Source organism: Actinoplanes flavus, from assembly GCF_017592555.1.
GTDB lineage: Bacteria > Actinomycetota > Actinomycetes > Mycobacteriales > Micromonosporaceae > Actinoplanes > Actinoplanes flavus.
Map to the genome: position 1 here is coordinate 3646 of NZ_JAGFNS010000003.1, position 25589 is coordinate 29234.

A 25589-nucleotide genomic window follows, 5' to 3' on the forward strand; every position below is an offset into this window, starting at 1 on the left:
TGCTGGTGGTGCCCCTCGGGCTCCGGGGGGCCGGGGCGGGGCGGGCCCCCCCGGGGGGGGGGGGGCCGCCCCCCCCCCCCCCCACGACGACCGGCCGGAGCCGCTCCGGCCGGGTGACCGTGACCCTCACCGGCCCCAACCTCACCGGCGTGGAGGTGGAGGACCGCTGGTTACGGTCGGATGCCGACGGGCGGGACATCGCCGACGAGGTGGAGTCCGCCTGCCGACAGGGTTACCGGGCGATCGACGACGAGGCTGCGGCCGCCCCCACCCCGCACCTCGACGCGATACGTGATCTGGCACGAGATCCGCAGGAGTTCCTCCGGCGCTTGACCGGCGGCTGACATCCGAGGAGGTGACCGGGATGGGAGATGTGCCCACCCCCGATGAGGTGAGAGCCGCGCTCGAAGACCTCGACAGCGACTCACGGTTCTGGTTCCAGTCCGCCCAGTTGGTCGGCTCCGCCGGGCAGGTCGCGCAGAGCCTTCTCCTCGGCAGCTTCGAGATCGGCATCGTCGGTGTCGAACTCGGTGTCCTCGAGAAATACGCGCAGGTCCAGCTGTTCGTGGCGAAGAGCCTGAACGACGGGCGGACCGAGATGGAGAAGTTGTCGCTGGCGCTGCGCGATGCACGGGATCAGATCGACGACACGGACCGCGAGGCGGGTGCCGGCATCGGCGGTGTCCTGGGCGAGGCGCTGGGTTCCGTCAGCAAGAACCCGCCGGGGAGGTAGACGACATGACCGCACCCGGAGCAGGCGCGTTCGAGCAGGACTTCTACGACGCCACGCAGGCGATCTCCCGAGGTGTCCAGGAGATCCAGGACAATTTTCGCCTGCTGGAGGAGCGGCTCAACCGCGCCCTCACGTTCATCTACGTGCCGATGATCTCGGAGGGCATCATCGCCGCCTTCCAGAAACTGACCGAGGCCACCGACAAGTTCTTCAATCTCCTGCAGCGTTTCATCACGGAGCCCGGGTATCCGCCGGCGCTGTTCCGTGTCGGGGAGCTGTGGGAGACCGAGGTGGGCCAGAAACTCAGCGATCAGGCCGCCAGGATGGCTCCGAACTCGCGAGCCGCCGACGACAGCTTCGTCGGCTCCGCCGCACGCGCCTACAAGGACGCCGCGGAGGCCCAGCGCCTCGCCACCCAGTCCTTCATGCCGCTGTCGACCTCGGTGAAGAGCGCGCTGCACGAGCTGGGGCACAGCCAGATCGTGTTCCTCATCGCCATCGGCGCGGCGGCGGCGACCTTCGTCGTCGGGCTGGTCGCGGCGGTCGCCGCCGCGGGAACGGGGGTGGGTGCTCCGGCTGCGGGGCCGATCGCCATCTCCGCCGCCGCCGGGGCGGTCACCATGCTGCTGACCGCGGCGCCGATCATCTACGACGCGTATTCGCGGTTCAAGACCGCGATCAACACGATGGAATCCGAGCTTCGCGACTCCGAGGGCATGCCGTCGGAGGGCGATCCGCCGGTGAGCCGTTGGCCGCGGGTCGGCGAGAGGATCACCGACAATCCGCGGCCGTGGCAGGTGGCGACGGACTGAGCGGACACGGAACGGGTCCCGCCGTGGAGCGGGACCCGTTCCTCGTACGATCTCGGGTCAGACGTTTGCCGGGGTTTTGTCCTTGTCGTCCGGGGTGTCGCCGGCCGCCGCGACGGCCTCCGCCTCGGCGATGATCTGCGCGTCCTCGGCGGAGTGCTTGCGGTATTGCAGCACCGAGTAGACGATCGCCGCCGCCCAGACCACGTAGATCACGCCGTAGACCGCGTAGCGGACGTTGTCGGGGGCGTCGATCCAGTCGCTGCGCAGCAGGGAGCGGGTGTTGGTGAGGATGATGACGCCGCCGACCGCGGCGCCGAGCACCCGCGGCGGGATGTGGCGGACCAGCCAGGCGGCGATGGGTGCGGCGATGACGCCGCCGACCAGCAGGGCGAAGGCCCAGCCGTAGTCGATGTTCTCGCTGCCGATGCCGTAGATGAAGCCGATGCTGGCGGCGACGGCGACGAGGAACTCGCTGGTGTCGATGGAGCCGATGGTCTTGCGCGGTTCGAGCCGGCCGCTGGCCAGGATGGCGGGGGTGCCGACGGGGCCCCAGCCACCGCCGCCGGTGGCGTCGACGAAGCCGCCGACCAGGCCGAGCGGGGTGAGGAACCGCTTGCGCAGCGGCTTGCCGAGCTGGCCCTTGGGCAGGCCCTGGAAGGTGAAGCGGAGGAAGACGTAGAGGCCCAGTGTCAGCAGGATGACCGCCATGAGCGGCGCCGCGACCTCGGTGGAGATGCCGGAGAGGACGACCGCGCCGGCGAAGGCGCCGACCGCGCCCGGGACGCCGATCTTGAGGACGACTTTCCAGTCGACGTTGCCGAAGCGCCAGTGCGAGAGGCCGGAGACCAGCGTGGTGCCGATCTCGGCGAGGTGCACCGTGGCGGACGCGGCCGCCGGGTTGGTGCCGATCGCGAGGAGGAGGGTGGTCGAGGTGACGCCGTAGGCCATGCCCAGGCTGCCGTCGACGAGCTGAGCGCCGAGCCCGACGAGGGCGAGGAGGATGAGCTTCTGCATGTGCCGACCGCCAGGGGAGGGAGGGTCAATTCCTACATCTTGGATCGGATAATAGGAGCCTACCTACCCCGTAGGCAAGGCATCCCTTGGTGACGATGTTGCAGAATGGCCACCGTGAGTGACGCGGATGACGTACGGCGGATGGCTCTCGCTCTCCCGCAGGTCGAGGAGATCGACAGCGACGGCTTCGACTTCCGGGTCGCCGGCAAGGGTTTCGTCTGGTCATATCCGGAACGTCTACCCGGAAAACCGCGAGTGATCCGTACCGACATCGCGGTGCTCTACGTCGGGGACGAGGCCGAGAAGCAGGCGCTGGTGCTCGGCGAGCCGGACATGTTCTTCACCACGCCGGGTTATGACGGCCTGCCGCTCGTCATGGTCCGCCTGGAGCGGGTTTCACCCGAACGGCTGAGCGAGCTGGTGACCGACGCTTGGCGGATGCGCGCGCCCGAGGACGTGGAGGCGGCCTACCGGCCGGGTTAGAGCCGCCCGGCCACCTTCGCCGCGAGGTGCGGGCAGGTGGTGAAGTCGTCGGCGTCGCATTCGGCGGCGTGTTCGACGAGCGCGAGCGCCGCCTCGGCCGCCGCGATGCGCTTGCGGAGAGTCTCGGCGTGTGCCGCGTAGAGGTCACGGCGGGACTGCCGGTCACGGGCGTCGGTGAGCAGCCGCCGAGCCTGCTCCAGGCTCAGGCCGGCCTCCTTGGCGAGCTGGATGAGCACGATCCGGGCGGCGTCGGCGTCGCCGTACACCCGGTGGCCGGCGGCGGACCGCTCCGGGGTGAGCAGGCCCATCTGCTCCCAGTGCCGCAGGACGTGCGCGGGCAGTCCGAACCGGGCGGCCAGATCCCCGATGCTTGACTTCATGTCGACATGAAGATGCAGGGTCCCCGGTGTTGTCAAGCGCATCGGAGGACGCCATGAGCACGGAGATCAAGTTCGACCGGCGGGCCAGCGCCGCGTACGACCGGCGAGCCACCCGGCTGCTGCGCGGCTTCTACCGCCGGGTCGCCGGGGAGGTCGCGGCCGTCGCCGGGCCGGGCGCCGCCGTGCTGGACGTCGGCACCGGCCCCGGCCGCCTGCTGCACGAACTCGCCGCGCGCCGGCCGGACCTGCGGCTCGCCGGCGCCGACCTGTCGCCGGACATGGCGGCCCTGGCACGCCGCCCGGGGATCCGCGTCGAGGTGGCCGATGTGGCGTGCCTGCCGTGGCCGGACGACAGCCTGGACCTGATCGTGTCGACGCTCAGCGCGCACGAGTGGCCGGACCCGGAGGCGGCCGCCGCCGAGCTGTTCCGGGTGCTGAGGCCGGGCGGCCGGATCCTGATCCACGACTTCCGGTTCGCCCGGCTGCGCCGGCTGGCGGACGCGCTTTCCCAGAAGACAGCGGGGGTACGGCGTGAGCCGCACCACCCGCTGTCGATCTACACCCGGATTCAGGGCGTGGGAGTCGTGGACTGAGCGGCCTTGCGGTAGGCGAGCAGACCGATGACCAGCCCGGCGAGACCGGCGACCAGACCGGCGATCCCCCAGGCGGTGGCGTTGCCGTCGTCCTCGGCGGGTTCGGCCGCCTCGGGTGCGGGCGCCGGGGCGGCGGACGGGGCGGCCGAGGCGGCGGTCAGCTTGAGGACCGGCGCCGGGTTCTCCGGCTCGGTGCCGTCGGTGGTGGGCTCGTCGATCCAGCGGACGATGGTGCCGTCGGAGTAGGTCTGGAGCGTCTTGAAGACCATCTGCCCGGTCTCCGGCAGCGGCCCGAGCGAGACGTCGAACTCCTGGAAGGTCCCCGGCTTGATCTCCGAGCCGGACGCCGCGGTCCAGGTGATCTTGGTGACCGCCTCGCTGATCTCGTGGTCGTGCACCTTCAGCGGGGTGGCCAGCTTCGACTTCTCGGCGACCGCGGTCCAGCCCGGCACCGGCTTGAGCGACACCGAACCGACCGGGCTGTCCGCCGGCAGGTTGACCTCCAGCTTGGTGGTGGAGGCGGTGTCGCTCTCGTTCGGCACGCGGAACGACACCTTGGCGTACCCGCCCTGGGTCGCGGTGCTGGGATTGACCGTCACGTGGGCGGCCGCGGGGCCGGCCAGGCCGAGCACGAACGCGGCCGCGACGGCGGTGACGGTGGCGGCGCGCCGCCATGCGGTCTGCTTCATCGGGGAACCTCTCATGCCTTGCGGCGACGAATGAACAGGAAAGCGGCAACGGCGGCGACAGCGACCGCGATACCGGCGACAAGACCATAGACAGTGGTGTTCGAGGACTCCTCGGCGGCCAGCAGCGGTGGGCTCGTGGCGCTGGTCGTGGTGGCGGCCGGAGCGGGCGCCGCGGCGGACGGTGACGGTGACGGCGACTCGGCCGGCGGCGCCGGGTCGTCGACGGTGAACTCGTACGAACCCTTCACCGGGTGCCCGTCCGTGGAGACCACCTGGTAGGCAACCGTGTAGACCCCGTTGGCCAGGGGCTGGCCGATGGTGACGGAGCCGATGGCGCCCTTCACCGTCGGCGCCGAGGTGGTCACCTTCGCCCCACCGGCGTCGCTCACCGTGATCGTGGTGTGGTCCGGGTCCAGCTTCTGCAGGAACCGCAGTCTCACCTCGGCCGGCGACTCCTTCAGCGTGGCGCCCTTGGCCGGGCTGGCCTCGGCCAGCGCGTTGTGCGCCCAGGCCGGAGTGCCGGGCACGAGCACCAGCAGCAGTGCGGCGAGGGCGAGCAACGGCCCCAGGCGAGCCCGGATGGTGACAGTCGACATGCCCGTTAGTCGCCCGATGCCGGGACCTGGTTCCCGGAAATCCGCCGGGAACTTCGTGGCCCCCGGGGGCGACCAACCGGCGACGCAGCCCACCCTTCGCCGCATATTGAGGACAGCCGCATGGCCGTGACCCCCGAACTGACCGAACAGCCGGTGACCCCGCCGGCGCCTCCCCGCGAGGCCCGCCGCCCGTCCGCGTTCGGCGCGCTGCTGCTGCGCCTGCACTTCTACGCCGGGGTGCTGGTCGCCCCGTTCCTGGTGGTGGCGGCCCTGACCGGCCTTCTCTACACGGCGACCCCACAGATCGACACCATCCTGTACGGCGACAAGCTCACCGCCGCGACCAGGAGCGGCCCCACCCTCCCGCTGGCCGAGCAGATCGCCGCGGCCCGGGCGAGCCACCCGGACGGCACGATCGCGGCGGTCCAGCCGGCCGACGGCGACCAGAGCACCCGGGTGGTGTTCGCCCAGCCGGATCTCGGCGAGAACCAGCACACCGTCTACGTCGACCCGCACACCGGCGCGGTCCAGGGGCAGCTGACCACCTGGTGGGGCTCCACCCCGGTGACCACCTGGCTGGACGACCTGCACCGCAACCTGCACCTCGGCGACCTGGGCCGGCACTACTCGGAGATCGCCGCGAGCTGGCTGTGGGTGCTCACCCTCGGCGGCGTCGTGCTGTGGTGGCGGCGCCGCCGCAGCGTCCGCAAGATGCTGGCCCCGGAGCTGTCGGCGAAGAAGGGCGTCCGCCGGACCCGGGGCTGGCACGCGGCCACCGGACTGTGGCTGAGCCTCGGCCTGCTGATCCTCTCGGCGACCGGTCTCACCTGGTCACGCTATGCGGGCGCCTCGTTCGACACGGTGCAGACCGCCTTCGGAGCGCAGCGGCCGGGCCTGGAGGTGCCGGGCGTCTCCGGCTCGGCCGGCGGCCACCACGGCGCCGGCAGCGAGGCCCCGGTCGCGGTCGACCCGGCGCAGGCCGACACCGTGCTGAGGGTGGCCCGGGACAGCGGTCTCACCGGCCCGGTCGAGCTGAGCCTGCCGGAGACCGGCGGCGCCGCCTGGACCGTCGCCGGGATCGACAACACCTGGCCGGTTCAGCTGGACCGGATCGCCGTCGACCCGGCCACCGCGACCGTGGTGGCGCGCAGCGACTTCGCCGACTGGCCGCTGCTGGCGCAGCTGTCGAAGCTGGGCGTGCAGGCGCACATGGGGATCCTGTTCGGGCCGGTCAACCAGATCCTGCTGGCGGCGCTGGCGATCGGGCTGCTGTGCGTGATCCTGTGGGGTTACCGGATGTGGTGGCAGCGCCGCCCGACCCGGACCGACCGCCCCGCCCTGGCCGGGGCCGCGCCGGCCCGCGGCGCGTGGCTGGGCCTGCCGGCGTGGGCCGTCGCGGCCGGCGTGCCGGTGGTCTTCGCGATCGGCTGGGCGCTCCCCTGGTTCGGCCTCCCGCTGGTGGCGTTCCTGCTGGCCGACGCGCTGCTGAGCCTCCGCAAGCGCGCCTAGACGGTCCGCAGGTCGAGGGTGTGCCAGACGGCGGCCTCCTGCTGACCGGTCGACCACCAGAGCATCCCGTCCTTGGTGGCGGCCAGGTCGGCGGCGGCCGCCAGGTTCACCGTCCGCCCGGTCGTCAGGTCGTGCACGACGAGGCCGGCCACGCCGGTGACGTCGGACTCCGGGCCCGGTTCGGAGAAGATCTCGAACCGGTCCAGCACGGCCACGTCGCTCACCGCGGCCTGCGCCTCCGGACCGGCCACCCGGCGGCGGTCGGCGCCGTCCGGGCGCATCGCGTCCATCCGGGCCAGGCCGTCGCCGTTCATCACCATGACCCGGCACCAGACCGGGCTGCACATGGCCCACTCGGCTCCGGAGACCGGCGCCCGCACCTCCTGGCCGGTGGTCATGTTCCGCATCCGGACGGTCCCGGACTGGTTGCCGGTGTCGTCGGTGAGCCACGGCCAGGCGGACAGCGCCCACTGGCCCCTCTCCTCGCGGATCTCGACCTTGCCGCCGGTCAGCGCTACGGACCGGATCTCGGTCGTCGCGCTGCCCTCGCCGGCCGCCCAGTGCACCCGGCCGCCGGCCACCACCAGGTCGTACTGGTTGCCGTAGAACAGGGTGTTGCCGGTGTCCGCGGTCAGCCTGCGGGGCACGCCGCCCTCCCGGCGGACCGCCCACACCTCGACCGGCCGGTCGCCGGCCGCCTCGGTCCAGACCATCTCGCCGCCGGCGACGGTCAGGCCTTCGAAGCGGGGTTCGTCGGCGGCCGGCAGGCGGCGCAACTCGCGCTCGGCGTCACCCTTCACCACCACGAGGTGTACGGCGTCCGCGCTCGCCCGGGTGCCGACGACCGTCGTGGCGTCCAGGAACAGCAGCGGCTCGACGGTGAGGCCGGGCAGGTCGGCGCGGGAGGCCCCGGGCCACGCCTGCGCCAGTGTCGGGCGGCCGGCCGCGCCCGGGTCGCGTGGCGGCGGCTCCGGCAGGGTTCCGGCCAGCAGGGCGCCGGCCGCGAGCAGGGCCACGACCGGGCCGATCCACGTCCTCATTCGTACTGCTGCTTCGGCGGGTCGACCGGTTGCCACTGCTCCACCTCGAGAAACGCGATGTCGGCCTGGTTGACCGGGTCCTTGGCCCGCTTGTCGCTGTACGTCCCGGTGATCTGGAGCCAGGTGCCGGAGGGGACGTCGACGACCGGGCCGCCGGTGAGGCCCACCTTGATCGGGCGGCCGTCGGCGGCGCAGCAGCTCACCACGATCCGGGCCAGCATCGGCGAGCCGTCCTCGCCGCGGGCGACGAAACCGGTCAACTGGACGCGGCGGCCGGCCAGACTGCGGCCGTCCTCGTAGATCACCCGGGAGGCGTAGTCGATCAGCGCGACCGGGGCCGGGTCGGCGTCGGGCAGCGGCGGGAAGTCGGACTCGGCGGTGAGCTGGACGGTGCCCGACTGGACGGCGGTGTACGACCCGAGGGCCGGTGGCGCGACCAGGAGCAGGGCCAGCACCGGGAGGATCAGGAGCCAGCCCACCCGCGGCTCGTGGTGGTGCCCGTGCTCGTCGTCCGGGGCGGGACGGGAGCCGCGGAACTCGTACCGGAGGGTCATGACCGCGGCCGCCACCAGGGCCACACCGGACGCGATCAGGAACGGTCGCAGGCCCTCCTTCACGTACCGCAGATAGAGGTCGGTGAACGACGCCTTGAGGATCGCGCCGCCGAAGAGGAAGAGGACGACCGCCTGCGCCTGCCGGTTCACAGCAGCGCCACCCCCGCCACGACCGCCGCCAGCACCGCCACCGCGAAGGTGGCCGGCGCGAACCGCAGCGCGAACCCGCGCCCGAACACCCCGGCCTGCATCGAGATCAGCTTCAGGTCCACCATCGGCCCGACCACCAGGAACACCAGGCGCGAGGTGAGCGAGAACTGCGACAGCGAGGCGGCGACGAACGCGTCCGCCTCGCTGCAGATCGACAGCAGCACGGCGAGGACGGCCAGCGCCAGCACGGACAGCACCGGGTGGCTCGCCAGCGTCTGGAGCCAGGCCTCCGGGACGATCACGTTGATCGTCGCGGCGGCCGCGGCGCCGACCACCAGGAAGCCGCCGGCGTGCACCACGTCGTGCCGGCAGGCGGCCCAGAACGCCCGGCCCCGGGAGCCGTCCAGGTCGGGCCGGTGCGGCAGCCGGATCCAGTCGGCCCGCCCGAGCCGCAGCCACAGCCAGCCCATCAGCACCGCGACGGCCAGGCTGGCCAGGCCGCGGGCCACCACCATCTCCGGGTCACCGGGGAAGGCGACCGCGGTCGCGGTCAGCACGATCGGGTTGATCGCCGGGGCGGCCAGCAGGAACGCGAGCGCGGCGGCCGGCGTCACCCCACGACGGATCAGAGACCCCGCGATGGGTACGGCGCCGCACTCGCAGCCGGGCAGCACCACCCCGGCCACGCTCGCCGCCGGGACCGCGAGCGCCGGATGCCGGGGCAGCGCCTTCGCCCAGAACGAGCGGGGCACGAACACCGCGATGACCGCCGACAGCAGCACCCCGAAGACCAGGAACGGGACCGCCTGCACCAGCACCGAGACGAAAACCGTGGTCCAGGTCTGCAGGCGCTCACCGGAGACCAGGCCGGACAGCCGGCCACGGAAGATCACCAGCAGGACCAGAACCGCGGCGAGCACTTCCACCGAACTGATTCCCCGGCTTCGCCGCTCACCGGCCGGGGCGTCGGCTATGCTCTCGCGCTCCTGCGTTTCGGTCACCGTGGGAATCTACCGTTTCCGGTTGATCACGGACTCGCCGCCGCGAGTCAGGCTCCGGCGTGCGTTGTCATGCGCCGAGCACGTACTCCAGCTCATATGCGCTGGAGTCCAGCACCATCTCGTTGATCTCGACGCACCGCCGGGTGGCGGTGTACGCCCGGCGAGTGACCGCGATGATCGGAGTTCCCCGGGGCAGGGCCATCACCTCCGCCTCTGCCGAGGTCGGCATCCGGCACACCAGCGACTCCCGGAACGTCTCCGGCCCCAGCCCGGCCTCGGTCATGCGGGCGTAGATCCCGCCGGGCCCCGAACCGGTGTACCCCACCGCGGGGGCGGCGGCCACCACGTCGAGCGGAAGGAAACTGATCGCGGTCTGGACGATGCGGTCCTCCACCGCGAAGCGCCGCGCCCGGGTCAACACGGCGGCGCCCACCGGCACGCCGAGCGCCTCGGCGACGACCGCGGAGGCAGGGGCCTCCTCGACGACCACGTGCACGACGCGGAGCCGGCCGTGGGTGTCCCGGTCCTGGATCGCCTTTCCCTCGCCCCACCAGGCACGCGAGAGCCGGTCCGGGGAGGAGCGCACGATCCGGCCGAAAGCTCGGACGTAGAGCCCCCGGCCGTGCCGGGCCACGATCACCCCGTCCGCGCGGAGGATGTCCACGGCCTTGGCCACCGTGCCGGTCGGCACGCCGTAGCGCTGGGCCAGTTCCCGCACGGTCGGGAGCCGGTCGCCGTCAACCAGGTGACGCGCCTCGATGTCCGCGCGGATCGCGTTGGCGACGTCTCGATATGCCGGTTCACCCATGTGTGTTCACGCTACTCGTGTTCAGCGTGAACACATCTGGAGTGTTCACATCTCTTGTTGGTCAGATGGATGCGAAGTGCGGCTTCGGGGCCGCCGCTGTACCCAGAAGGCCGAGATGGCACGGAAGTCGATTCTGGTGACGGGACCGCGTGAGCTGCCTCCGGCCGGGCCGGTGACCGTCTGGATCGACGCCGGATCCGGCCCCGGTTACGCCCGGCAGGTGTGGGCCTCCGACCTCACGGTCTCCGAACTGGACGACGGCCAAGGCACGAGCGCTGTCTACGCGCTGACCCAGGTGGAGTGCGATGGCTGAGGTCATCACGGACTCGCCGCCAGGAACAGGAACACCGTCAGCAGGCTCAGGTGGAGCCCGCCCTGGAGGATGTTGGCGCGGCCGGGAACGATGGTCAGGGTGCCGACCACGAAGGTCAGCGCGAGCAGCACCTGCTGGGTGCCGCCGAGGCCCAGCAGCAGCGGGCCCTCCAGCCAGATCATCGCGACGGCGATCGCCGGGATGGTCAGGCCGATGCTGGCCATCGCGGAGCCGAGCGCCAGGTTGAGGCTGGTCTGCATCCGGTCGCGGGCCGCCGCGCGGATCGCCGCGATGGTCTCCGGCAACAGCACGAGCAGGGCGATCACCACACCGACGACGGACTGCGGCAGGCCGGCGCCGGCCACCGCCGACTCGACCGTGGGCGAGACCCCCTTGGCCAGGCCGACGACCGCGACCAGGGCGAGCAGCAGCAGGCCGAGGCTGGTGAGGGCGGCCCGGCCGGTCGGCGGTGCGACGTGCTCCTCGCTGTCGATGACCTCGCCCTCGGTGGTGATCGACAGGAAGTAGGCGCGGTGCCGGCGGGTCTGCACCGTGACGAACAGCAGGTAGAGGGCGAGCGAGACGACGGCCGCCAAGCCGAGCTGGGCGGGCGAGAACTGCGGTCCCGGCCGGCTCGTGGTGAACGTCGGCAGGACCAGGCTGAGCACGGCGATCGCGGCGATGGTGGCGAAGGCGGAGCCGGTGCCCTCCGGGTTGAAGACCGCGATCCGCCGGCGGATCGCGCCGACCAGCAGGGAGACGCCGAGGATGCCGTTACAGGTGATCATCACGGCGGCGAAGACGGTGTCCCGGGCCAGCGACTGGGCCTTGTCGCCGCCGCTGATCATCAGCGTGACGATGAGGGCCACCTCGATGATGGTGACGGCGACCGCCAGGATCAGGGAGCCGTACGGCTCGCCGACCCGGTGCGCCACCACCTCGGCGTGGTGCACGGCGGCCAGCACGGCGCCGGCCAGCAGCAGGGCGATGATGATCACGCCGGGTGGCGGCAGGTCGCGTCCCCAGGTCAGGACCAGTGCCGCGAAGGCGAGCACCGGAACGGCCAGGGTCCAGCGGGAAAGGACTTTCATCCCACAACTGTGACGGTCAGTCGGCCTTCCGGCCCTCGGAGTGGCCGAGACTCCGCTCCGGGGCGATCCGGTCCCGGACCAGCCGCTTGAGGTGCGGCAGCTCGGGGAAGCCGCCCTCGCCCTGGCGCGACCACAGGGTCTCCTCGCCCAGCCGTACCTCGAAGACGCCGCCGACACCCGGCACCAGGGCGACCTCTCCCAGCTCCGTGGCGAAGGTGGTGAGAAGTTCCTGGGCGGTCCATGCGGCGCGCATCAGCCAACGGCACTGGGTGCAGTACTCGATCTCCAGGCGGGGTTCTCGCGGCTGCGTCACAGCTCCGCAGTATGCCGGAACGGCCTGATCAGGCATGATCGCGGGGATCAACCGTCTTAAGGAGTCGCATTGAGGGGACGTTGGACCGCGGCCGCCGCCGGTGGGCTGGCGCTACTGGTGGCCGTCACCGTCTCGGCCTGTTCCGGCGCGGAGGGCAGCGCGGAGAAGGCCGTGGAGGCCCGTGACTACGTGGCGCTCGGTGACTCGTACGCGGCCGGTGTCGGCGCCGGCAACTACGGCGACACCGAGTGCAAGCAGAGTAAGGACGGCGGATACCCGCAGCTGTGGGTGAAGTCCCGCGCGGCCACCCCGTTCGGCGCGGTGACCGACGCCACGTGCGGTGGCGCCGTCATCGACGACGTCCAGTTCAACCAGCTCACCGAGCTCGACGAGAACACCGGCTGGGTGACCCTCACGGTCGGCGGCAACGACGCCGGCTGGTTCTCCGTCCTCCAGCAGTGCATGTTCGGTGACGGCGCGACCTGCCAGACGTCGGTGGGCAAGGCGGGCGCCGCGTTCGAGGCCACCATGCCGGCCCGGCTGGACACCCTCTACCAGGCGATCCGCAACCGGGCGCCGAACGCGAAGGTGTACGTGCTCGGCTACCCGCACCTGGTCGCCGAGCCGGGCCGGTCCGGCGTGTCCTGCGACTCGCTGACCGACGCGCACCGCAAGGCGCTGAACGCGGGCTCGGACACCCTCAACGAGCTGATCGAGGCGCGGGTCGCGGCCCAGCCGGGGTTCACCTTCGTCGACGTGCGTGAGGCGTTCCGGGGCCACGAGGCCTGCACCAAGGAGCCGTGGATCCACTCGGTCCGCGACGACCTGTCCGAGTCGTTCCACCCGACGGCCGAGGGCTACCAGGCGTACCTCAAGGAACTCGTCGCCGACATCGGCTGATCCCCTGGTGTTCGCGTGGTGCACACCTGCCCGGGTTGGGATGGGACGTGCACCACGCGAACCACTACTACGGGCATTCCGCGGTGATGGCCCGGTACTGCGGCCTGCCGGAGTCGCCCGATCCGCCGCGCATCCGCGGGTATCTCCAGCACGGCTGGAACATCGGGGACGGCATGGCGCCCGACCACGAGTTCACGCCCGGTGTGCCGTCGTTCGTGTGGAGTGAGCGCACCCGGCGGCGGGCCTGGTCGATGGGGCGCCGTCCGGTGTACGTCACCGGCGCCCCGTGGGCCTACCTGGTGGAGATCACGCCCGCGCCGGACGCCGTGCGCGAGGGGACGATCTGGTACCCGTTCCACGGCTGGGAGGGCCAGCACGTCCAGGGCGACCACGACCGTCTGATCGCCGAGATCCGCGACACCGAGCCGGGCCCGGTCACCGTCTGCCTGTACTGGCAGGAGTACCGGACCGCCGGGGTGCGCCGCCGCTACGAGCGGGCCGGGTTCCGGGTGATCTGTCACGGCTACCGGGGCGGCTGGTGGCGGGACCTGGACCCGGGTTTCCTCGACCGGCAGCTCGCCGAGCAGCGCCGGCACCGCCGGGTGGCGTCGAACCGGCTGTGCAGCGCGATCTTCTACGGCATCCTGGCCGGCTGCGAACCGGCCGTCTACGGCGACCCGATGCGACTGCGCGACGAGCGCGACCTGTTCGGCGGCCGTCCCCGCATCCGCCGCCAGTGGGCCGGGCTGCACGGCGCCGAGGTCGACCCGGGTGCCGCGCGGGCGGCCGCCGTCGACGAGCTCGGCGCGGACCGGCTGCTCTCCCCCGCCGAGCTGCGCCTTCTGTTCCGCTGGACCGCCGAGGGCCGGGAGGCCGCCGCATGACCGCCCTTCTGCTCGGCGGCGAGATGCCGCACTGGTCGGACGGTGAGCCGGCCGGCGGGCCGGTGCTGCGGCGGCTCGCCGCGTCGGCGCGCGGTCACACGCTGATCGTCGGGCCGCACGAGCCCGAGCTGATCGACGCGGTCCCGGCCCGGCAGATCACCGTGCTGGTCCGCGGGGTGCCGGACGCCGAGACGCTGGCCACCCGGTACGCCGGCCGTCCCGGCGTCGAGGTGTGCTGCGGGAGCCTTGCGAAGCTGGCGGCGGTTCCGGCGTACGACACGGTGATCGCCCTGGACGGCCTGGACCGGGCCGGCTCGACCGAGACCGAGGACCTGACCTGGGCCGCCGGCCTGGCGCTGCTGCTCGCGGTGCTGCGTCCCGGCGGGCGGCTGCTGCTCGGCTGCGCCAATCCGGCCGGCCTGCACCGCCTCTACGCGGCCGCGGCGGAACCGGGCGACGCCGACTGGGCCGCTCCGGCCGGCGACGACCCGACGCGGCCGGTGGGGCTCGACGATCTGCGGGAGCGGCTGCGGGCTGCGGGGCTCACCCCGGAGCGGGGGTACGCCGCACATCCGTCCCCGCGGAACCCGGCCGTGCTGGTGACCGACGCGGCCCTCGCCGACCCGGAGCTGGCGGGTCTGCTCACCTCGGCGCTGCGCCGGGCCGGCCGCCCGTCCGGGCCGCTGCTGGCCGATCCGCGCCCACTCGCGCCCGCCCTGCTGCGTCACCGGCTGGCGTCCGCGCTGGCCCCGGCCTGGTTCGTCGCCGCGACCCGGCCCGGCCACCCGCCCACTCCCCTGCCCGACGTGCTGCTGGCCCCGGCCGCCGACAACCCGAAGCCCGCACCGTCCGCGACCTCCGACGATCCGAAGCCCACATCGTCCTCGACCCCCGACAACCCGAAACCCACATCGTTCGCGACCGCCGACAACCCGAAGCCCGCACCGTCCGCGACTCCCGACGAGCCGGGCACGCCATCGGCCCGGGCCGGCCACGAGCCGGGCACGCCGTCGGCGTTGTGGCGGACGGCGCGCGGCTGGCTTCCGGACGGGGCGGACGAGCCGCTGCCCACCGGCCGCTGCCTGCACGACGTCCTGCTGAGCGCGGCCCGCCGCGGCAATCTGCCCGAGATGCGGGCGCTGCTGACCGCCTGGCAGTCCGGCGACGCCGCGGGGGTCGACGCCGACGCGATCCTGGTGACCGGGGACGGCGGCCTGTATCCGCTGGCCGCGCCCGCCGGCCCGGATGCCGCGCTGAGCCGGTTCGCGGGCGCGCTGCACGACGAGAACCTGGCCGACCGCTGGCCCGCCGGTCTACCGGCCGCCATGACCGGCCGCGATCCGGATCCGGTGCCCCGGCCGGCGCCGGAGACCTTCCGCGAGCTGAGCGCGGCGCACGACCGTCTGGCGCGGGAGCTCTCCGAGGCAAGGGCGCAGATCGAGTGGTACGAACAGAGCGCCGCGACCATGCGCGCCGACCTGTCCCGTGCCCATCGCGTCATCGCCGTGCTGCGGGCGACCACTCCCGGCCGCGCCGCGACCGCCGTGCTCGGTGGCGTGCGCGGCGGAAAGCGCCTGGCCCGGACCGTCCTCACCCGACTGCGCTCGACCGCCTGAACGCCGGCCCGGAGGCGTAGCCGTCTCGAGACCGTTGAGGAAAGCGCTCACGGCCGGCCGGTGACCGGCGATCTGCGCCCGGCGGGCGCGGCACAGGCTGGAGTGGGCAATCAGCTCGCGGGTGCGCCAGGGGACGGCCACGGTTCGGCGGGGCGGCGTCACGCGTACCGGAAACGCCGCCCAGGCTGACCGGGCGGGGAGAGTGACGTGCGGACGGCCTGGTCGTAGAGGTCTTCCAGGCGGGCCGTCTGGGTGTTCAGGTCGAAGTGCGCGGCGACGTGGGTGCGGGCCCGGGCGCCGAGGCGGCGGCGCAGGCCGGCGTCGCCGAGCAGCCGGCCGAGGGCGGCGGCCAGGGATCTCGGGTCGGCTTCCGGGACCAGCAGGCCGGTCTCGCCGTCGGCGACGGCTTCGGGGATGCCGCTGTGCCGGGTCGCCACCACCGGCAGGCCGAGCGCGCCGGCCTCCAGGACGGTGGTGGGCAGGCCCTCGGTGTCGCCGTCGGGGGCGGTCTTGGAGGGCGCGGCCAGCATCCGCGATGCGGCGAGGTGCTGCTGGACCGACGCGGGTGGCCGGGCGCCGACGAAGGTGGCGTCGACGCCGAGACGGTCGGCGAGGGCGCGCATCTCTGGCAGCAGCGGGCCGTCGCCGATGAGCAGGGCGCGCGGGCGCGGTCCGGTGAGTGTGGACAGGGCGGTGAGCAGGTCGTCCACGCCCTTCTTGGCGACGAAGCGGCCGACGAAGGCGACGTCCCAGCGTTTCGGGACGATCGGTGGGGTGCCCGGCACCGGTACGCCGGTGTGGTGGACGCGGATCCGGGCCGGGTCGGCGCCGCACTGCTCGGCGCGGGCGCGGATCACGTCGGAGACGGCGATGACCAGGGCGGCGCGGTCGAAGACGGTCCGCAGGTTGCGCCGGTAGCGCAGCCCGTACGGTCCGGGAGCCTGCGGCTGCCTGGTGACGTCGTGGCCGTGCACCGTGACGACCAGCGGTCTGCCGAGCCGGCGGGCGCTGTGGCTGACCAGCCAGCCGTCGCCGCCGAAGTGGGCGTGGACCAGGTCGGGGCGTACGCCGGCGAGGACGGCGCGCAGCCGGGGCGAGGCGCCGGTGAGGCGCAGGCGCAGGAAGTCGCGGCCACCGTCCGGGAAGGTGATGACGTCGTCCGGGCGTGACAGCGCGGACCCGGCGCGGACGGCGCCGACGTAGGTGGGCCGCCAGCGGGTGAGCGCGTCGCCCTGGGCCCGGATGAACGTCTCCGAGCCGGGCAGCATGGCGCTGCGCCAGATCGCGACGCGGCGGCCGTCAGCCGGCATCGACCGGCTCGGCGGCGGGCGCGGCCACGGCGGCGGGGGCGGGGTCGCGGCGGCCGACGATCAGGTCCCGCAGCCGGTGGCGCAGGGCCGGCGGCAGGGCCCAGATCTGCAGGTGGGTGAGGTAGTCGAGGGCGCGCGGGTCGCCGTGCTCGCGGGCTTCGGCGAGCAGTTCGCGGAAGTGCCGGCCCTCGCGCGACGGCGCGGCCATCGAGCTGATCACGCTGAGCGTGAAGGCGGCGTACGCCCGGCGCGTGAACAGGTGCCGGTTGTCGCGCAGCCAGGCGAGCTGCTGCTCGTACGGGTGGTGCAGGCTGATCCGGTCGCGGTCCTCGTCCTGGTGCCAGAGCACGAGCGGCTGCTCGGCGTAGAGCAGTTCCACACCGTCCTCGCGGACCGCCCGCAGCGCCCAGTCGAGTTCCTGCTGGCGGCGCAGCCCCGGGGTGAACGGCACCCGGCGCAGCAACTCGGTCGGTGTCATGATCGTCGACGTCTGGATGAAGCCGTCGCCGTAGAACAGGCCACGCCGGACGCAGAAGTACTCGCTGAGCGGCTCCCCGGCGGCGGGCAGACGGCGGGGCATGACCGAGTCGGCGCGCGGGGTGCGGTTGATCAGCCGGCTGGCGACCACCGGGTAGCGGGCGGCCGAACCGGCGGCCAGCGCCAGCTGTACCTCGATCTTGCCGGGCAGCCATTCGTCGTCGTCGTCGAGCAGCGCGGTCCAGCGTCCGCGGGCCTCGGCGGCGCCGACGTTGCGGGCGTTCGGGGCGCGGCGGCGCTCCGGGACGACGACCACCCGCAGCCGGGGGTCGCCGATCTCGGCGAGGGCGTCGGTGGTGGCCTGGTCGGGACCGTCCAGCACCACGATGACCTCGAGATCGCGGTGGGTCTGGCCGAGGGCGCCGTGGACCGCCCGGGTGGCGAGCAGTGGCCGGCCACAGGTCGGGATGACGACGCTGACGTCCGGTTCAGCAGGCATGTCGACTCGCTTACGCAGGGGGCCGGGCGTATTCGAGCCGACGCTATGAGCGCTGGGAGACCGGACAGTTAATGCCGGGCGGCGGGCCGCGGAACGGCCTGCCAGCAGTGGAGGTCCGCACGGTCCGGTCAAGCCGCCGGCGGGAGTGAGACGACGAAGATCGATCCCCCGTCGGGCGCGGGGCGGTAGCGGACGTCTCCGCCGTTGGCGCGGGCGAGTTCGCGGACGATGTAGAGGCCGAGGCCGGTGCCGGGGGTCTTGGCGGCGGTGGACGCGGCGCGGGCGAAGCGGTCGAAGAGGTGGTCGCGGAATTCCGGGGGCACGCCGGGGCCGCGGTCGGTGACGTCGATGGTGACGGGGCCGCTGTCGGTGCGGTGTGCGTGGATGGTGGTGACGCCGCCGCCGTATTTGGTGGCGTTGCTGATCAGGTTGGTGAGGATCTGGTCGAGGTGGCCGGGTTGGACGGTGGCGGTCAGTCCGGGTGGGCAGGTGACCGTGGCGGTGGCGGTGGCGGTGGTGGCGAGGGCGGCGTGGATGTGGTCGGTGACCCGGACCGGGCGTGGGGTGGCGGTGAGGCGGCCGGCGTCGATGCGGACCAGGGCGAGGACTTCGTCGACGATGCCGGCGAGCCGGCGGGTGGTGCGCTGCACCTTGATGACCAGTTCTTCGGTCGGTGGGGGAAGGGTGTCGCCGGTCAGGATGAGGTCGAGGTGGCCGAAGATGGTGGCGAGCGGGTTGTTGATCTCGTGGCCGAGCATGCCGATCAGGTCGGTCTTGAGCTGGCCGGCGGCTTCGAGGTCGCGGTTGCGGTCGGCGAGTTCGGCGGTGCGGGCCCGGACCTGGTTCTCGAGGGAGTCGTAGAGCAGGGCGTTGTCGAGGGAGACGGCGAGTTGTCCGGCGATCAGTTCGACGGTTTGCAGGCGGTTGGTGGAGAACACGCCGCGCCGGCCGCGGTGGGTGAGGATGAGGACGGCGTTCTGGGCGCTGTGGCAGGGCACGGGGATGGCGAGCAGGCTGCAGGCTTCCAGGCCGGCGAGGTAGGGGTCGTGGGAGAACCGGTCGTCGCGGGTGGCGTCGGCGACCAGTAGCGGCTGGTGGGTGCGCTGGACGTAGCGGACGGCGGCGGCCGGTGGTTGCGGGCCGCCGTCGGTGGGGACGGTGCGGTCGTGCAGTGACAGGCATACGTCGGTGGCGCCGGTCATGGCGCACAGCACGTCGGTGACCTGTGTGGTCAGTCCGGTGAGGCTGGTCTGGGAGCTGAGTGCCCGGGAGGCGCGCAGGATCGCCATCAGGTCGAGGTGGTCGGCTTGGCTGCCGGAGCCGCTGGTGGCGGTGTTGCGCAGGAACGGGTGCCGGGTTTGCAGCCGGGTGGCCGGTGTGTCGGCGCCCCAGGCCTGGTAGGCGTCGCGGGCTTCGGTCAGTAGCCGGCGTGCGGTGTGGGCCAGGCCCTGTTCCCGGTGCAGGCGGGCGGCTCGTTCGGCGAGCAGCGCGTGGTGCCAGGGGCGGCCGGTCACCTGGTGCAGGCCCTCGTCGAACAGTCGCAGGGCGGTGGTGGCGTCGCCCGCGGTGCGGGCGTTCTCGGCGTCCACCAGCAGGAGCAGTGGCCGGAAGTTGCGGGGCGCGTCGGCGGCCCGGCGGGCCAGCCAGTCACGGGCGTCCGCCGTGGCGGGGGACGGATCGCTGAGACAGTGGATCACCCGGACGAGAGCGCCGGCGTAGAACCCGCGAAACGCGTCGCGGTACCGCATCGCCTCGGCCGCATGCCTCTCCAGAGCCACGGCGTCGTCGCTGAGCAGCGCCACCAGCGCCCGATCCAGGTGGTAGTCGGCCAGCAGGGGCGAATTCTCGCCGATCTCGTCCAGGTAGGCCGCCTCGTCGAAGTCCTCACTGGCGAAGGAACCCGGTCCGGCGGTCTGCCCGCGCAGCGCCCGGATCAGCTGCCGGTGCCCGAGGGCGATCAGCCGGGCGTACCAGTTGCCGGTCTGTTCCGCGAAGGCCAGCACGGCCGCGGTCTCCTCGGCGCAGGTCTCCAGGGAGTCCTCGGTCTCCAGCAAGAGGACCAGCAACCGAGCCCAGTGCCACCCGCCGACCTGGACGTCGCCGGCCGCCAGCAGGTCGTCGCGGGTCTGCCAGCAGGCCTCGGCGACCTCCTCCAGCGGCTCGAACCAGGGCGCGGCCAGCATCTGGTGCTGATAGGCGGCCACGCCCGCCGACGCACGGTAGCCGTGTTCCCGGGCGGCCCGCAGCGCGTGCCCGGTCAGCAGGTATCCGGTGCGATGGTCGTCGAGCAGCAGGCTCGTCACGCGGATGGCCCCGCCCAGAGTGCCGGTCAGCGGCGAGCAGACGCCGTTCTGTTGCCACAGCGTGTGCGTCCGTAGCACCAGCCAGGCGTGCAGGTTCGGGTCGATCAGGAAGGTGGGCACGAGCATCCGCTGCAGGATCCGGGCCACCGCGATGATCCGCGGATCGGTGGACTCCTGAGACGGGTAGGCGGGTCCGCGGGTGGTGACCCAGTCCCGGAGTTCGAGCACGGCGCGCCGGTTGTCCGCGGCCAGGTCGGCGGGTGGGCCGATACCGAATCGCCGCAGCAGGTCGAGCCCGAGAGTGATCGCCGCGCGGCATTCGTCCCGCTGGGTCAGGCTGTTGATCTGGACGGCGGTGGCGCCGGCCAGAGCGAGCGGGTCCGGGAACCGGGCGGCGAGGTCGTGGTAGATCCGGTCGGCGTCGGCGTGCCGGCCCAGGCAGTAGAGGGCGGCGTGCCGGTCCACGGCGATCGCGTCGCGTTCGGCGGCGGCGTCGACGGTGGCCAAAACCCGGTCGGCCGCGGCCAGCAGCTCGTCGGCGAGCGGGTAGTCGGTGGTGCGCGCGGCGTGGCGGCCGGCCCGGTGCAGCAGGGTGGCCGCGGTCCGGCGTTCGTCGTCGTCGCCGATCAGGCCGGCGACCGCGAAGTACTGCTCGGCGGCCTGCTGCTCGTAGCCGTCGTGGGCGGCCAGACGGCGGGCCATCGCCAGCCGCGACCGATCCAGTTCGGCGGCCGGAAGCAGATCGCGGGCCGCCCGCAGCACCAGGTCGTGGCAGAACTCGACGGTGCCGTCAACGCTGATCAGGCCGTCGGTGACGGCCGGGGCGAGGTGGGCCGGGAGGGCGCCGAGCGGGGTCGCGGTGGCGGTGGCGAGCAGTTCCCGGGGGACGTCGGAGCCGAAGCAGGTCAGTGCGGCGAGCAGGTGCCGGGTCGCCGGCGGCTGCTGCGCCAGCCGGGCGGTGAGCAGCTGGGGCAGGTGGTGGCGGGCGACGAAGTCCCGTGCCGGTTCCGGGTCCCAGTCCCAGCCGGCCTCGGCCGGCCTCAGCCGGCCCTCGGCGCGAAGCGCGTTGATCAGTTCGACGGTGGCGTACGGGTTTCCGGCGCTCGCCGTGCCGATCAGGCCGGCGAGCGCGGCCGTGGCGGTGGGCTCCACCCGCAGCACCGCCCCGGTCAGCTCGGCCAGCCCGGCCCGGTCCAGCCCGGCCAGCCGCAACGGCGGCGCCACCAGACCGTCACGCTCCCACCGCGAGACGAGGCCGGTGAGCGGATGACCGGCGTCGACCTCCTCGTCCCGGTAGGCGCACACGACCAGCAGCCCGGGGATCGGGCCGGCGGTCACCAGCCCGTCCAGCACCCGCAGCGACGCCCGGCCGGCCCACTGCAGATCGTCGACCACCACGACCAGCGGACGGTGGACCGCCACCGTGCGTAACAGCGTGATCAGACTGTCGCTGGCCCAGGCCGGCGGAGTCACCAGTTCCGCCGTCTCGGCCGCCACCCGCCCGCCGAGCAGGACGTCCAGCTCAGGCGCGACATCGGACAGCACCTGGCCCGCCTCACCCAGCGCGGCGACCAACCGGTCCCGATGGCCCGCCAGCTCCGCCTCCGGCAGGGCGAGCAGCAGCCGGGCCAATCCGCCGGCCAACCGGCTCAGACCGTCGTTGCCGACCCCGGCGCCGAACTGCTCGTACTTGCCGGCGAGGAACCAGCCGTCGCGGGCGGTGACCAGCGGCCGCAGCGTCTGGAGCAGGGCGCTCTTGCCGATCCCGGGCGGGCCGCTGACCAGCACGGCCCGGCCGTCGCCGGAGAGCGCCCGGTCCAGGGCCGCGGCCAGGGTTCCGATCTGCGGATCCCGGCCGACCGGGGTGGGCGGCGCCGGCAGGAACGGCGGGAAGTCACGCTCGCCCAGCTCCCAGTCGCCGTCCGGGTCGGCCGTCCAGCGGGTCAGATCGTGGGCGAGGCCCTCGGCGCTCTGATAACGCCGGTCCGGATCCTTCTCCACCAGCCGCATGACGATGTCACCCAGCCGCCGGGGCAGGCCCGGCACGGCCGGCGTCCCGGACAGGGTGGCCCGCATCATCTCCAGCGGATCGTGCCCGGTCACCGGGGCGACACCGGTGGCCAGGGCGTACAGGGTGGCGCCGAGACCGTAGAGATCGGCACGGCGATCGACGCTCAGACCGGTACGGCCGGTCTGCTCCGGCGGCAGGAAACCGAGCGTGCCGACCGGGCCCTCACCGGCCCCCGGCGCACCGGCGACCGCCAGATCGAAGTCGATCAGCAACGGCGCGGCATCCGACCGCACCACCACGTTGGCCGGGGTGACATCGCGATGCAGGACACCGGCACGGTGCACCCCGGCGAGCGTGACGGCCAGGGCGAGCGCGATACGGACCAGGTCCGGCACCGGCAGCGGCCCGGCCGGAAGCGGGCTGCCGCCGTCGTCCTGGAGAACCAGCGTCCGGCGCGGCTGACGCGACGCCAGGCGGGGCACACCGGGCAGACCCGCGAGCCTTCCCAGAACGGCGCGTTCGTGCTCGATCCGGTGGGCCGCCCCCGGCCCCGCGGCGTGCTTGAACACCAGGCCCGGACCGTCGGGCGAGATCCGGCGGGTGACCCGCGTCCGGTCACTCAGGTAGAGCAGTTCCTCACCGTGATCTTCTCCCGTTTCCATGGCCAGCCGATCTCGTGGATCCCCGTGGTCCGATGGTAAGCACGGGACGGCCGCGGGCGCCTCCAGATGACCCGACCCAGGGTTCTAGGCGAGGGCGCGCACCGTGACGGCGACGATCCGGTCGACCGGCACGCAGCCCCAGACGCGTGAGTCGAGGCTGTGGTGGGCGTTGTCGCCGCGCAGCACCACGGTTCGCGGCGGCACCGTGGCCCCGGTCGCCGGAATGCCCTCGGGCACCGGGTCGCCGGCCACCGCGGCCACCCGTTTCAGGTAGTAGCCGCGGTGGCCGTCCGGCCGCATCACCACGATGGCGCCACGCTCGACGGCGGCGCCGCTGATCCGGCGGGCCAGCAGCCGGTCGCCGGGTCGCAGCGTCGGCGTCATGCTGATGCCCTCCACGGTCACCACCAGGAACCGGCGCGCCGCCAGGACGGCGGCCAGCAGCACGGCGGCGGTCAGGGCCAGGGCGACGACCATCACGCCTCCTGCGGTACGGGCCGGTATCCGCTGGCCTGCCGCGTGAACAGCTCGGCGTACCGGCCTTCGGCGGCGATCAGCTCCTCGTGGGTGCCGGTCTCGGTGATCCGCCCGTCGGCCAGGACCACGATGGTGTCGGCCTCACGGACCGCGCTCAGCCGGTGCGAGATGATCACGATGGTCCGGCCGTCGCGCCGGGCGCGCAGCTGCCGCTGCAACTCCGCCTCCGCCTCCGGGTCGAGGCCGCTGCTGGGCTCGTCGAGGACCAGCAGGTCACCGTCGTCGCGCAGCAGCGCCCGGGCGATCGCGATCCGCTGCCAGCCGCCGCCGGAGAGGGTCACGCCGGTGCTGTCCGGGTCGGCCGTGTCCGTGTGGATCCGGGTGAGCAGGGTCCGGTAGCCGCGGGGCAGCGCCGTCAGCCGGTCGTCGACCCCGGCCCGGGCGGCCGCGGCCCGCAGCGCCGGCAGGTCGCCCATCCGGGACAGGTCGCCGACGCCGATGTTCTCGGCCGCGGTCAGGTCGTACGCCATGAAGTCCTGGAAGACGACGGTCATCCGGCGGCGCAGCGCCTCCGGCGGCAGGTCGGCCAGGTCGGTGTCGTCCCAGTGGATCGTGCCGCGGGTCGGCTCGTAGAAGCGGCAGAGCAGTTTGATCAGGGTGCTCTTGCCGGCGCCGTTGAGCCCGACGATCGCGACGGTCCGTCCCCGGGGGATGGTGAGGTCCACCCCGCGCAGCGCCCACGGGTGCTGCTCGTCGTAGCGGAACCAGACGTCCCGCAGCCGGATGCCGTCACGGAGGCGGGGGGCCGGCCTCCCCGCGGCATCCGGCCGCGGAATGCGTACCGGGTCGGCGACCCCGGCGTCGGTGGCCACGTCCCGGTAGTGGCGCAGGAGCAGCAGCCCGGCGTACGCGTCCGCGGCGACCCGGACCATGACCGCGATGTTGGCCTGCACGCCGAGCAGCGCGGCCAGGGCGAACGACACCCCGCCGACGCCGACCGCGCCGGCCGACGCCTGCCGGGCCACCACCACCAGGCCGAAGGCGATCGAGCCGGTGGCGCAGACGGCGAGCAGGGCCTGACCGCGCAGCACCCGTCCGTCGAACCGGTTCTCGGCGTCGGTGGCGGACCGCAGCAACGTGGCCATCCGGTCGTGCAGATATCCGGTGAGACCGTAGACGCGGATCTCCTTGGCGGCGCGCACGTCGGTCTGGAGCACCTGGAAGCTGAACGCCCGCCGCCGGGCCGGGCTGAGCTGCCAGGCCAGACCGGCCCGGGCCCGGCCCAGCCGCGTCTCGACGAGCAGGGTGACCAGCCCGGCCACCGCGACGACGGCGGTGATCAGCGGGTCCACCGCGACCAGCGCGACGGTGAAGCCGGTCAGCGTGATCGCGGCCTGCCCGAGCTCGGCGGCGCCGGTGACCACCTGCGACGGCGCGGCCTGGGCGGCCTGCTCGCCGAGGTCCAGGCGGTCGTGCAGGGCCGGGTCCTCGAACGGGGCCAGCCCCGGCAGGCGCCCGGCCGCCAGGAACAGGTTGCGCTGTGCCAGCAGGTCGATCTCCCGGCGCAGACGGCCGGCGAAGTAGCGGCCGACGTCGCCGGCGACCATGGTGGCCAGCAGGGCCACCGCCAGGCCGGCCAGCGGCGGCACGGCGAGCCCGCGGCCGGCGGCCATGTCGTCCAGCAATGTCTTCGTCAGCCAGGCGAAGGCCACCGGCGCGAGTCCCTGCGGAAGGAGCACGAGCAGGTAGGCGAGCAGCGCGGCCGGTGACGCGGCCCAGGCGAGCCGGGCCGCGAGCGTCAGGTCGCGCCACAGGCTCTCGCGCGGCGCCGGGGCCGTCACCCGGGAACCTGGGTCAGCAGCCGGGCCACGGTGTGCGCGTTCGCGGCCACCGCTCCCCCGCTCAGGTGCGCCATGGACGGGAACCGGTTCACCCCGAACGCCTTGCCCAGCCCGTCACCACCGTCCAGGACCACCGGCAGATCCCCGGTGACCTCCAGGAACGCGGCGGCGTCCTCGGCCGAGCCGGCCTCGATGACGATCAGCGCGGGGGTGTCGTCCATGGCGCGCAGAACGCCCACGAAATCCGGCAGCTGCTCGGCGCAGGGCGGGCAGCCCACCGAGAAGAAGCCGATGAGACCGCCGTCGCGCAGGTCGGCGCCGGTGACCTTGCCGCCGGTCGTGGTGGCCACGGTGAAGTCGGGCACCACGGTGCCCACCGACGGCTGCGCGTCCGGGGCCCCGCCGTCGGACGACAACTCGGTGAAACGCTGCTCGTGGTCCTTCAGGCGGCGGATCACGCCGACCGTGAGAAGGAGGTTCAGGACGGCGACCACGCCGAGGACGACGGTGACGCTCAGCTGTGCTGCCAT

General features: G+C 73.2%; 26 protein-coding genes. 10 read left to right on the plus strand and 16 right to left on the minus strand.

Annotated elements, in window-relative coordinates:
• Positions 1-113 precede the first annotated feature (113 nt).
• The 3 genes from J5X75_RS05375 to J5X75_RS05385 are packed head-to-tail and all read left to right on the plus strand — an operon-like array spanning position 114 to position 1545.
• Positions 114-344, plus strand: a complete 231-nt coding sequence (locus J5X75_RS05375; protein ID WP_208466176.1) for a hypothetical protein — start codon at positions 114-116, stop codon at positions 342-344.
• Positions 345-364: 20 nt separating this feature from the next.
• Positions 365-733, plus strand: a complete 369-nt coding sequence (locus J5X75_RS05380) for a hypothetical protein (RefSeq protein ID WP_208466177.1) — start codon at positions 365-367, stop codon at positions 731-733.
• A 5-nt stretch (positions 734-738) separates the two neighbouring features.
• Positions 739-1545, plus strand: a complete 807-nt coding sequence (locus J5X75_RS05385) for a hypothetical protein (RefSeq protein ID WP_208466178.1) — start codon at positions 739-741, stop codon at positions 1543-1545.
• Positions 1546-1602: 57 nt separating this feature from the next.
• Here the strand turns inward: J5X75_RS05385 and J5X75_RS05390 are convergent, their stop codons facing one another.
• Complete coding sequence (locus J5X75_RS05390) at positions 1603-2559, minus strand: sulfite exporter TauE/SafE family protein (protein WP_208466179.1); 957 nt, start codon at positions 2557-2559, stop codon at positions 1603-1605.
• Positions 2560-2673: 114 nt separating this feature from the next.
• Here J5X75_RS05390 and J5X75_RS05395 point away from each other — a divergent pair, with 114 nt between their 5' ends.
• On the plus strand, positions 2674-3042 hold the full coding sequence (locus J5X75_RS05395) for an MmcQ/YjbR family DNA-binding protein (RefSeq protein WP_208466180.1): 369 nt from the start codon (positions 2674-2676) through the stop codon (positions 3040-3042).
• Here J5X75_RS05395 and J5X75_RS05400 read toward each other — a convergent pair.
• Positions 3039-3422, minus strand: a complete 384-nt coding sequence (locus J5X75_RS05400; protein ID WP_208466181.1) for a MerR family transcriptional regulator — start codon at positions 3420-3422, stop codon at positions 3039-3041. The two genes, J5X75_RS05395 and J5X75_RS05400, sit on opposite strands and share 4 nt — an antisense overlap.
• A 53-nt stretch (positions 3423-3475) precedes the next feature.
• Here J5X75_RS05400 and J5X75_RS05405 point away from each other — a divergent pair, with 53 nt between their 5' ends.
• Entirely contained in the window at positions 3476-4015 is a 540-nt protein-coding gene (locus tag J5X75_RS05405) for a class I SAM-dependent methyltransferase (RefSeq protein ID WP_208466182.1), read from the plus strand.
• Here J5X75_RS05405 and J5X75_RS05410 read toward each other — a convergent pair.
• Both J5X75_RS05410 and J5X75_RS05415 read right to left on the minus strand, forming a co-directional pair.
• Positions 3991-4704, minus strand: a complete 714-nt coding sequence (locus J5X75_RS05410; RefSeq protein WP_208466183.1) for a YcnI family protein — start codon at positions 4702-4704, stop codon at positions 3991-3993. The genes J5X75_RS05405 and J5X75_RS05410 overlap by 25 nt on opposite strands.
• Before the next feature lie 11 nt (positions 4705-4715).
• Entirely contained in the window at positions 4716-5300 is a 585-nt protein-coding gene (locus J5X75_RS05415) for a copper resistance CopC family protein (RefSeq protein ID WP_208466184.1), read from the minus strand.
• Between the two features lie 120 nt (positions 5301-5420).
• Here J5X75_RS05415 and J5X75_RS05420 point away from each other — a divergent pair, with 120 nt between their 5' ends.
• Positions 5421-6809 (plus strand): PepSY-associated TM helix domain-containing protein, encoded by a 1389-nt coding sequence (locus J5X75_RS05420; RefSeq protein ID WP_208466185.1) that lies wholly within the window; start codon positions 5421-5423, stop codon positions 6807-6809.
• Here J5X75_RS05420 and J5X75_RS05425 read toward each other — a convergent pair.
• The 4 genes from J5X75_RS05425 to J5X75_RS05440 all read right to left on the minus strand — a co-directional run bounded on the left by J5X75_RS05425 (position 6806) and on the right by J5X75_RS05440 (position 10362).
• On the minus strand, positions 6806-7849 hold the full coding sequence (locus J5X75_RS05425; RefSeq protein WP_208466186.1) for a hypothetical protein: 1044 nt from the start codon (positions 7847-7849) through the stop codon (positions 6806-6808). The two genes, J5X75_RS05420 and J5X75_RS05425, sit on opposite strands and share 4 nt — an antisense overlap.
• A complete protein-coding gene (locus J5X75_RS05430; RefSeq protein ID WP_208466187.1) occupies positions 7846-8553 on the minus strand; it encodes a TIGR03943 family putative permease subunit in 708 nt (235 codons plus the stop codon). Before J5X75_RS05430 ends, J5X75_RS05425 begins: the two co-directional genes overlap by 4 nt.
• Positions 8550-9527: a permease gene (locus J5X75_RS05435; protein ID WP_307797962.1), complete on the minus strand. Its 978-nt coding sequence runs from the start codon at positions 9525-9527 to the stop codon at positions 8550-8552. The genes J5X75_RS05430 and J5X75_RS05435 overlap by 4 nt, the downstream gene beginning before the upstream one ends.
• Positions 9528-9621: 94 nt before the next feature.
• On the minus strand, positions 9622-10362 hold the full coding sequence (locus J5X75_RS05440) for a GntR family transcriptional regulator (RefSeq protein WP_208466189.1): 741 nt from the start codon (positions 10360-10362) through the stop codon (positions 9622-9624).
• A gap of 115 nt (positions 10363-10477) precedes the next feature.
• On the opposite strand from J5X75_RS05440, the gene J5X75_RS05445 reads away from it, so the two are divergent.
• The gene (locus J5X75_RS05445) at positions 10478-10675 is read left to right on the plus strand and encodes a hypothetical protein (protein ID WP_208466190.1); all 198 of its coding nucleotides are present in this window, start codon (positions 10478-10480) and stop codon (positions 10673-10675) included.
• Between the two features lie 5 nt (positions 10676-10680).
• Here the strand turns inward: J5X75_RS05445 and J5X75_RS05450 are convergent, their stop codons facing one another.
• Positions 10681-11766 carry a calcium:cation antiporter gene (locus J5X75_RS05450; RefSeq protein ID WP_208466191.1) on the minus strand — a complete coding sequence of 362 codons (1086 nt, stop codon included), beginning with the start codon at positions 11764-11766 and terminating at the stop codon, positions 10681-10683.
• A 16-nt stretch (positions 11767-11782) separates the two neighbouring features.
• The gene (locus J5X75_RS05455; protein WP_307797932.1) at positions 11783-12079 is read right to left on the minus strand and encodes an Rdx family protein; all 297 of its coding nucleotides are present in this window, start codon (positions 12077-12079) and stop codon (positions 11783-11785) included.
• Between the two features lie 69 nt (positions 12080-12148).
• Here J5X75_RS05455 and J5X75_RS05460 point away from each other — a divergent pair, with 69 nt between their 5' ends.
• Genes J5X75_RS05460 through J5X75_RS05470 form a run of 3 tightly spaced genes read left to right on the plus strand, consistent with a single transcriptional unit; the run spans position 12149 to position 15479 of the window.
• The gene (locus J5X75_RS05460) at positions 12149-12979 is read left to right on the plus strand and encodes an SGNH/GDSL hydrolase family protein (protein ID WP_208466193.1); all 831 of its coding nucleotides are present in this window, start codon (positions 12149-12151) and stop codon (positions 12977-12979) included.
• A 47-nt stretch (positions 12980-13026) separates the two neighbouring features.
• Entirely contained in the window at positions 13027-13863 is an 837-nt protein-coding gene (locus J5X75_RS05465) for a hypothetical protein (RefSeq protein WP_208466194.1), read from the plus strand.
• A complete protein-coding gene (locus tag J5X75_RS05470; protein WP_208466195.1) occupies positions 13860-15479 on the plus strand; it encodes a hypothetical protein in 1620 nt (539 codons plus the stop codon). Before J5X75_RS05465 ends, J5X75_RS05470 begins: the two co-directional genes overlap by 4 nt.
• A gap of 158 nt (positions 15480-15637) precedes the next feature.
• Here the strand turns inward: J5X75_RS05470 and J5X75_RS05475 are convergent, their stop codons facing one another.
• The 6 genes from J5X75_RS05475 to J5X75_RS05500 all read right to left on the minus strand — a co-directional run bounded on the left by J5X75_RS05475 (position 15638) and on the right by J5X75_RS05500 (position 25589).
• Positions 15638-16789, minus strand: coding sequence for a glycosyltransferase (locus tag J5X75_RS05475; protein ID WP_208466196.1), 1152 nt, complete (start codon positions 16787-16789; stop codon positions 15638-15640).
• Entirely contained in the window at positions 16779-17765 is a 987-nt protein-coding gene (locus J5X75_RS05480) for a glycosyltransferase family 2 protein (protein ID WP_208466197.1), read from the minus strand. Before J5X75_RS05480 ends, J5X75_RS05475 begins: the two co-directional genes overlap by 11 nt.
• Before the next feature lie 128 nt (positions 17766-17893).
• Positions 17894-22741, minus strand: coding sequence for a sensor histidine kinase (locus J5X75_RS05485; RefSeq protein ID WP_208466198.1), 4848 nt, complete (start codon positions 22739-22741; stop codon positions 17894-17896).
• A gap of 84 nt (positions 22742-22825) precedes the next feature.
• Positions 22826-23218, minus strand: coding sequence for a signal peptidase I (gene lepB, locus J5X75_RS05490; protein ID WP_238487393.1), 393 nt, complete (start codon positions 23216-23218; stop codon positions 22826-22828).
• Positions 23218-25059, minus strand: coding sequence for an ABC transporter ATP-binding protein (locus tag J5X75_RS05495; RefSeq protein ID WP_307797933.1), 1842 nt, complete (start codon positions 25057-25059; stop codon positions 23218-23220). Before J5X75_RS05495 ends, lepB begins: the two co-directional genes overlap by 1 nt.
• Positions 25056-25589, minus strand: a complete 534-nt coding sequence (locus J5X75_RS05500) for a TlpA family protein disulfide reductase (RefSeq protein ID WP_208466199.1) — start codon at positions 25587-25589, stop codon at positions 25056-25058. Before J5X75_RS05500 ends, J5X75_RS05495 begins: the two co-directional genes overlap by 4 nt.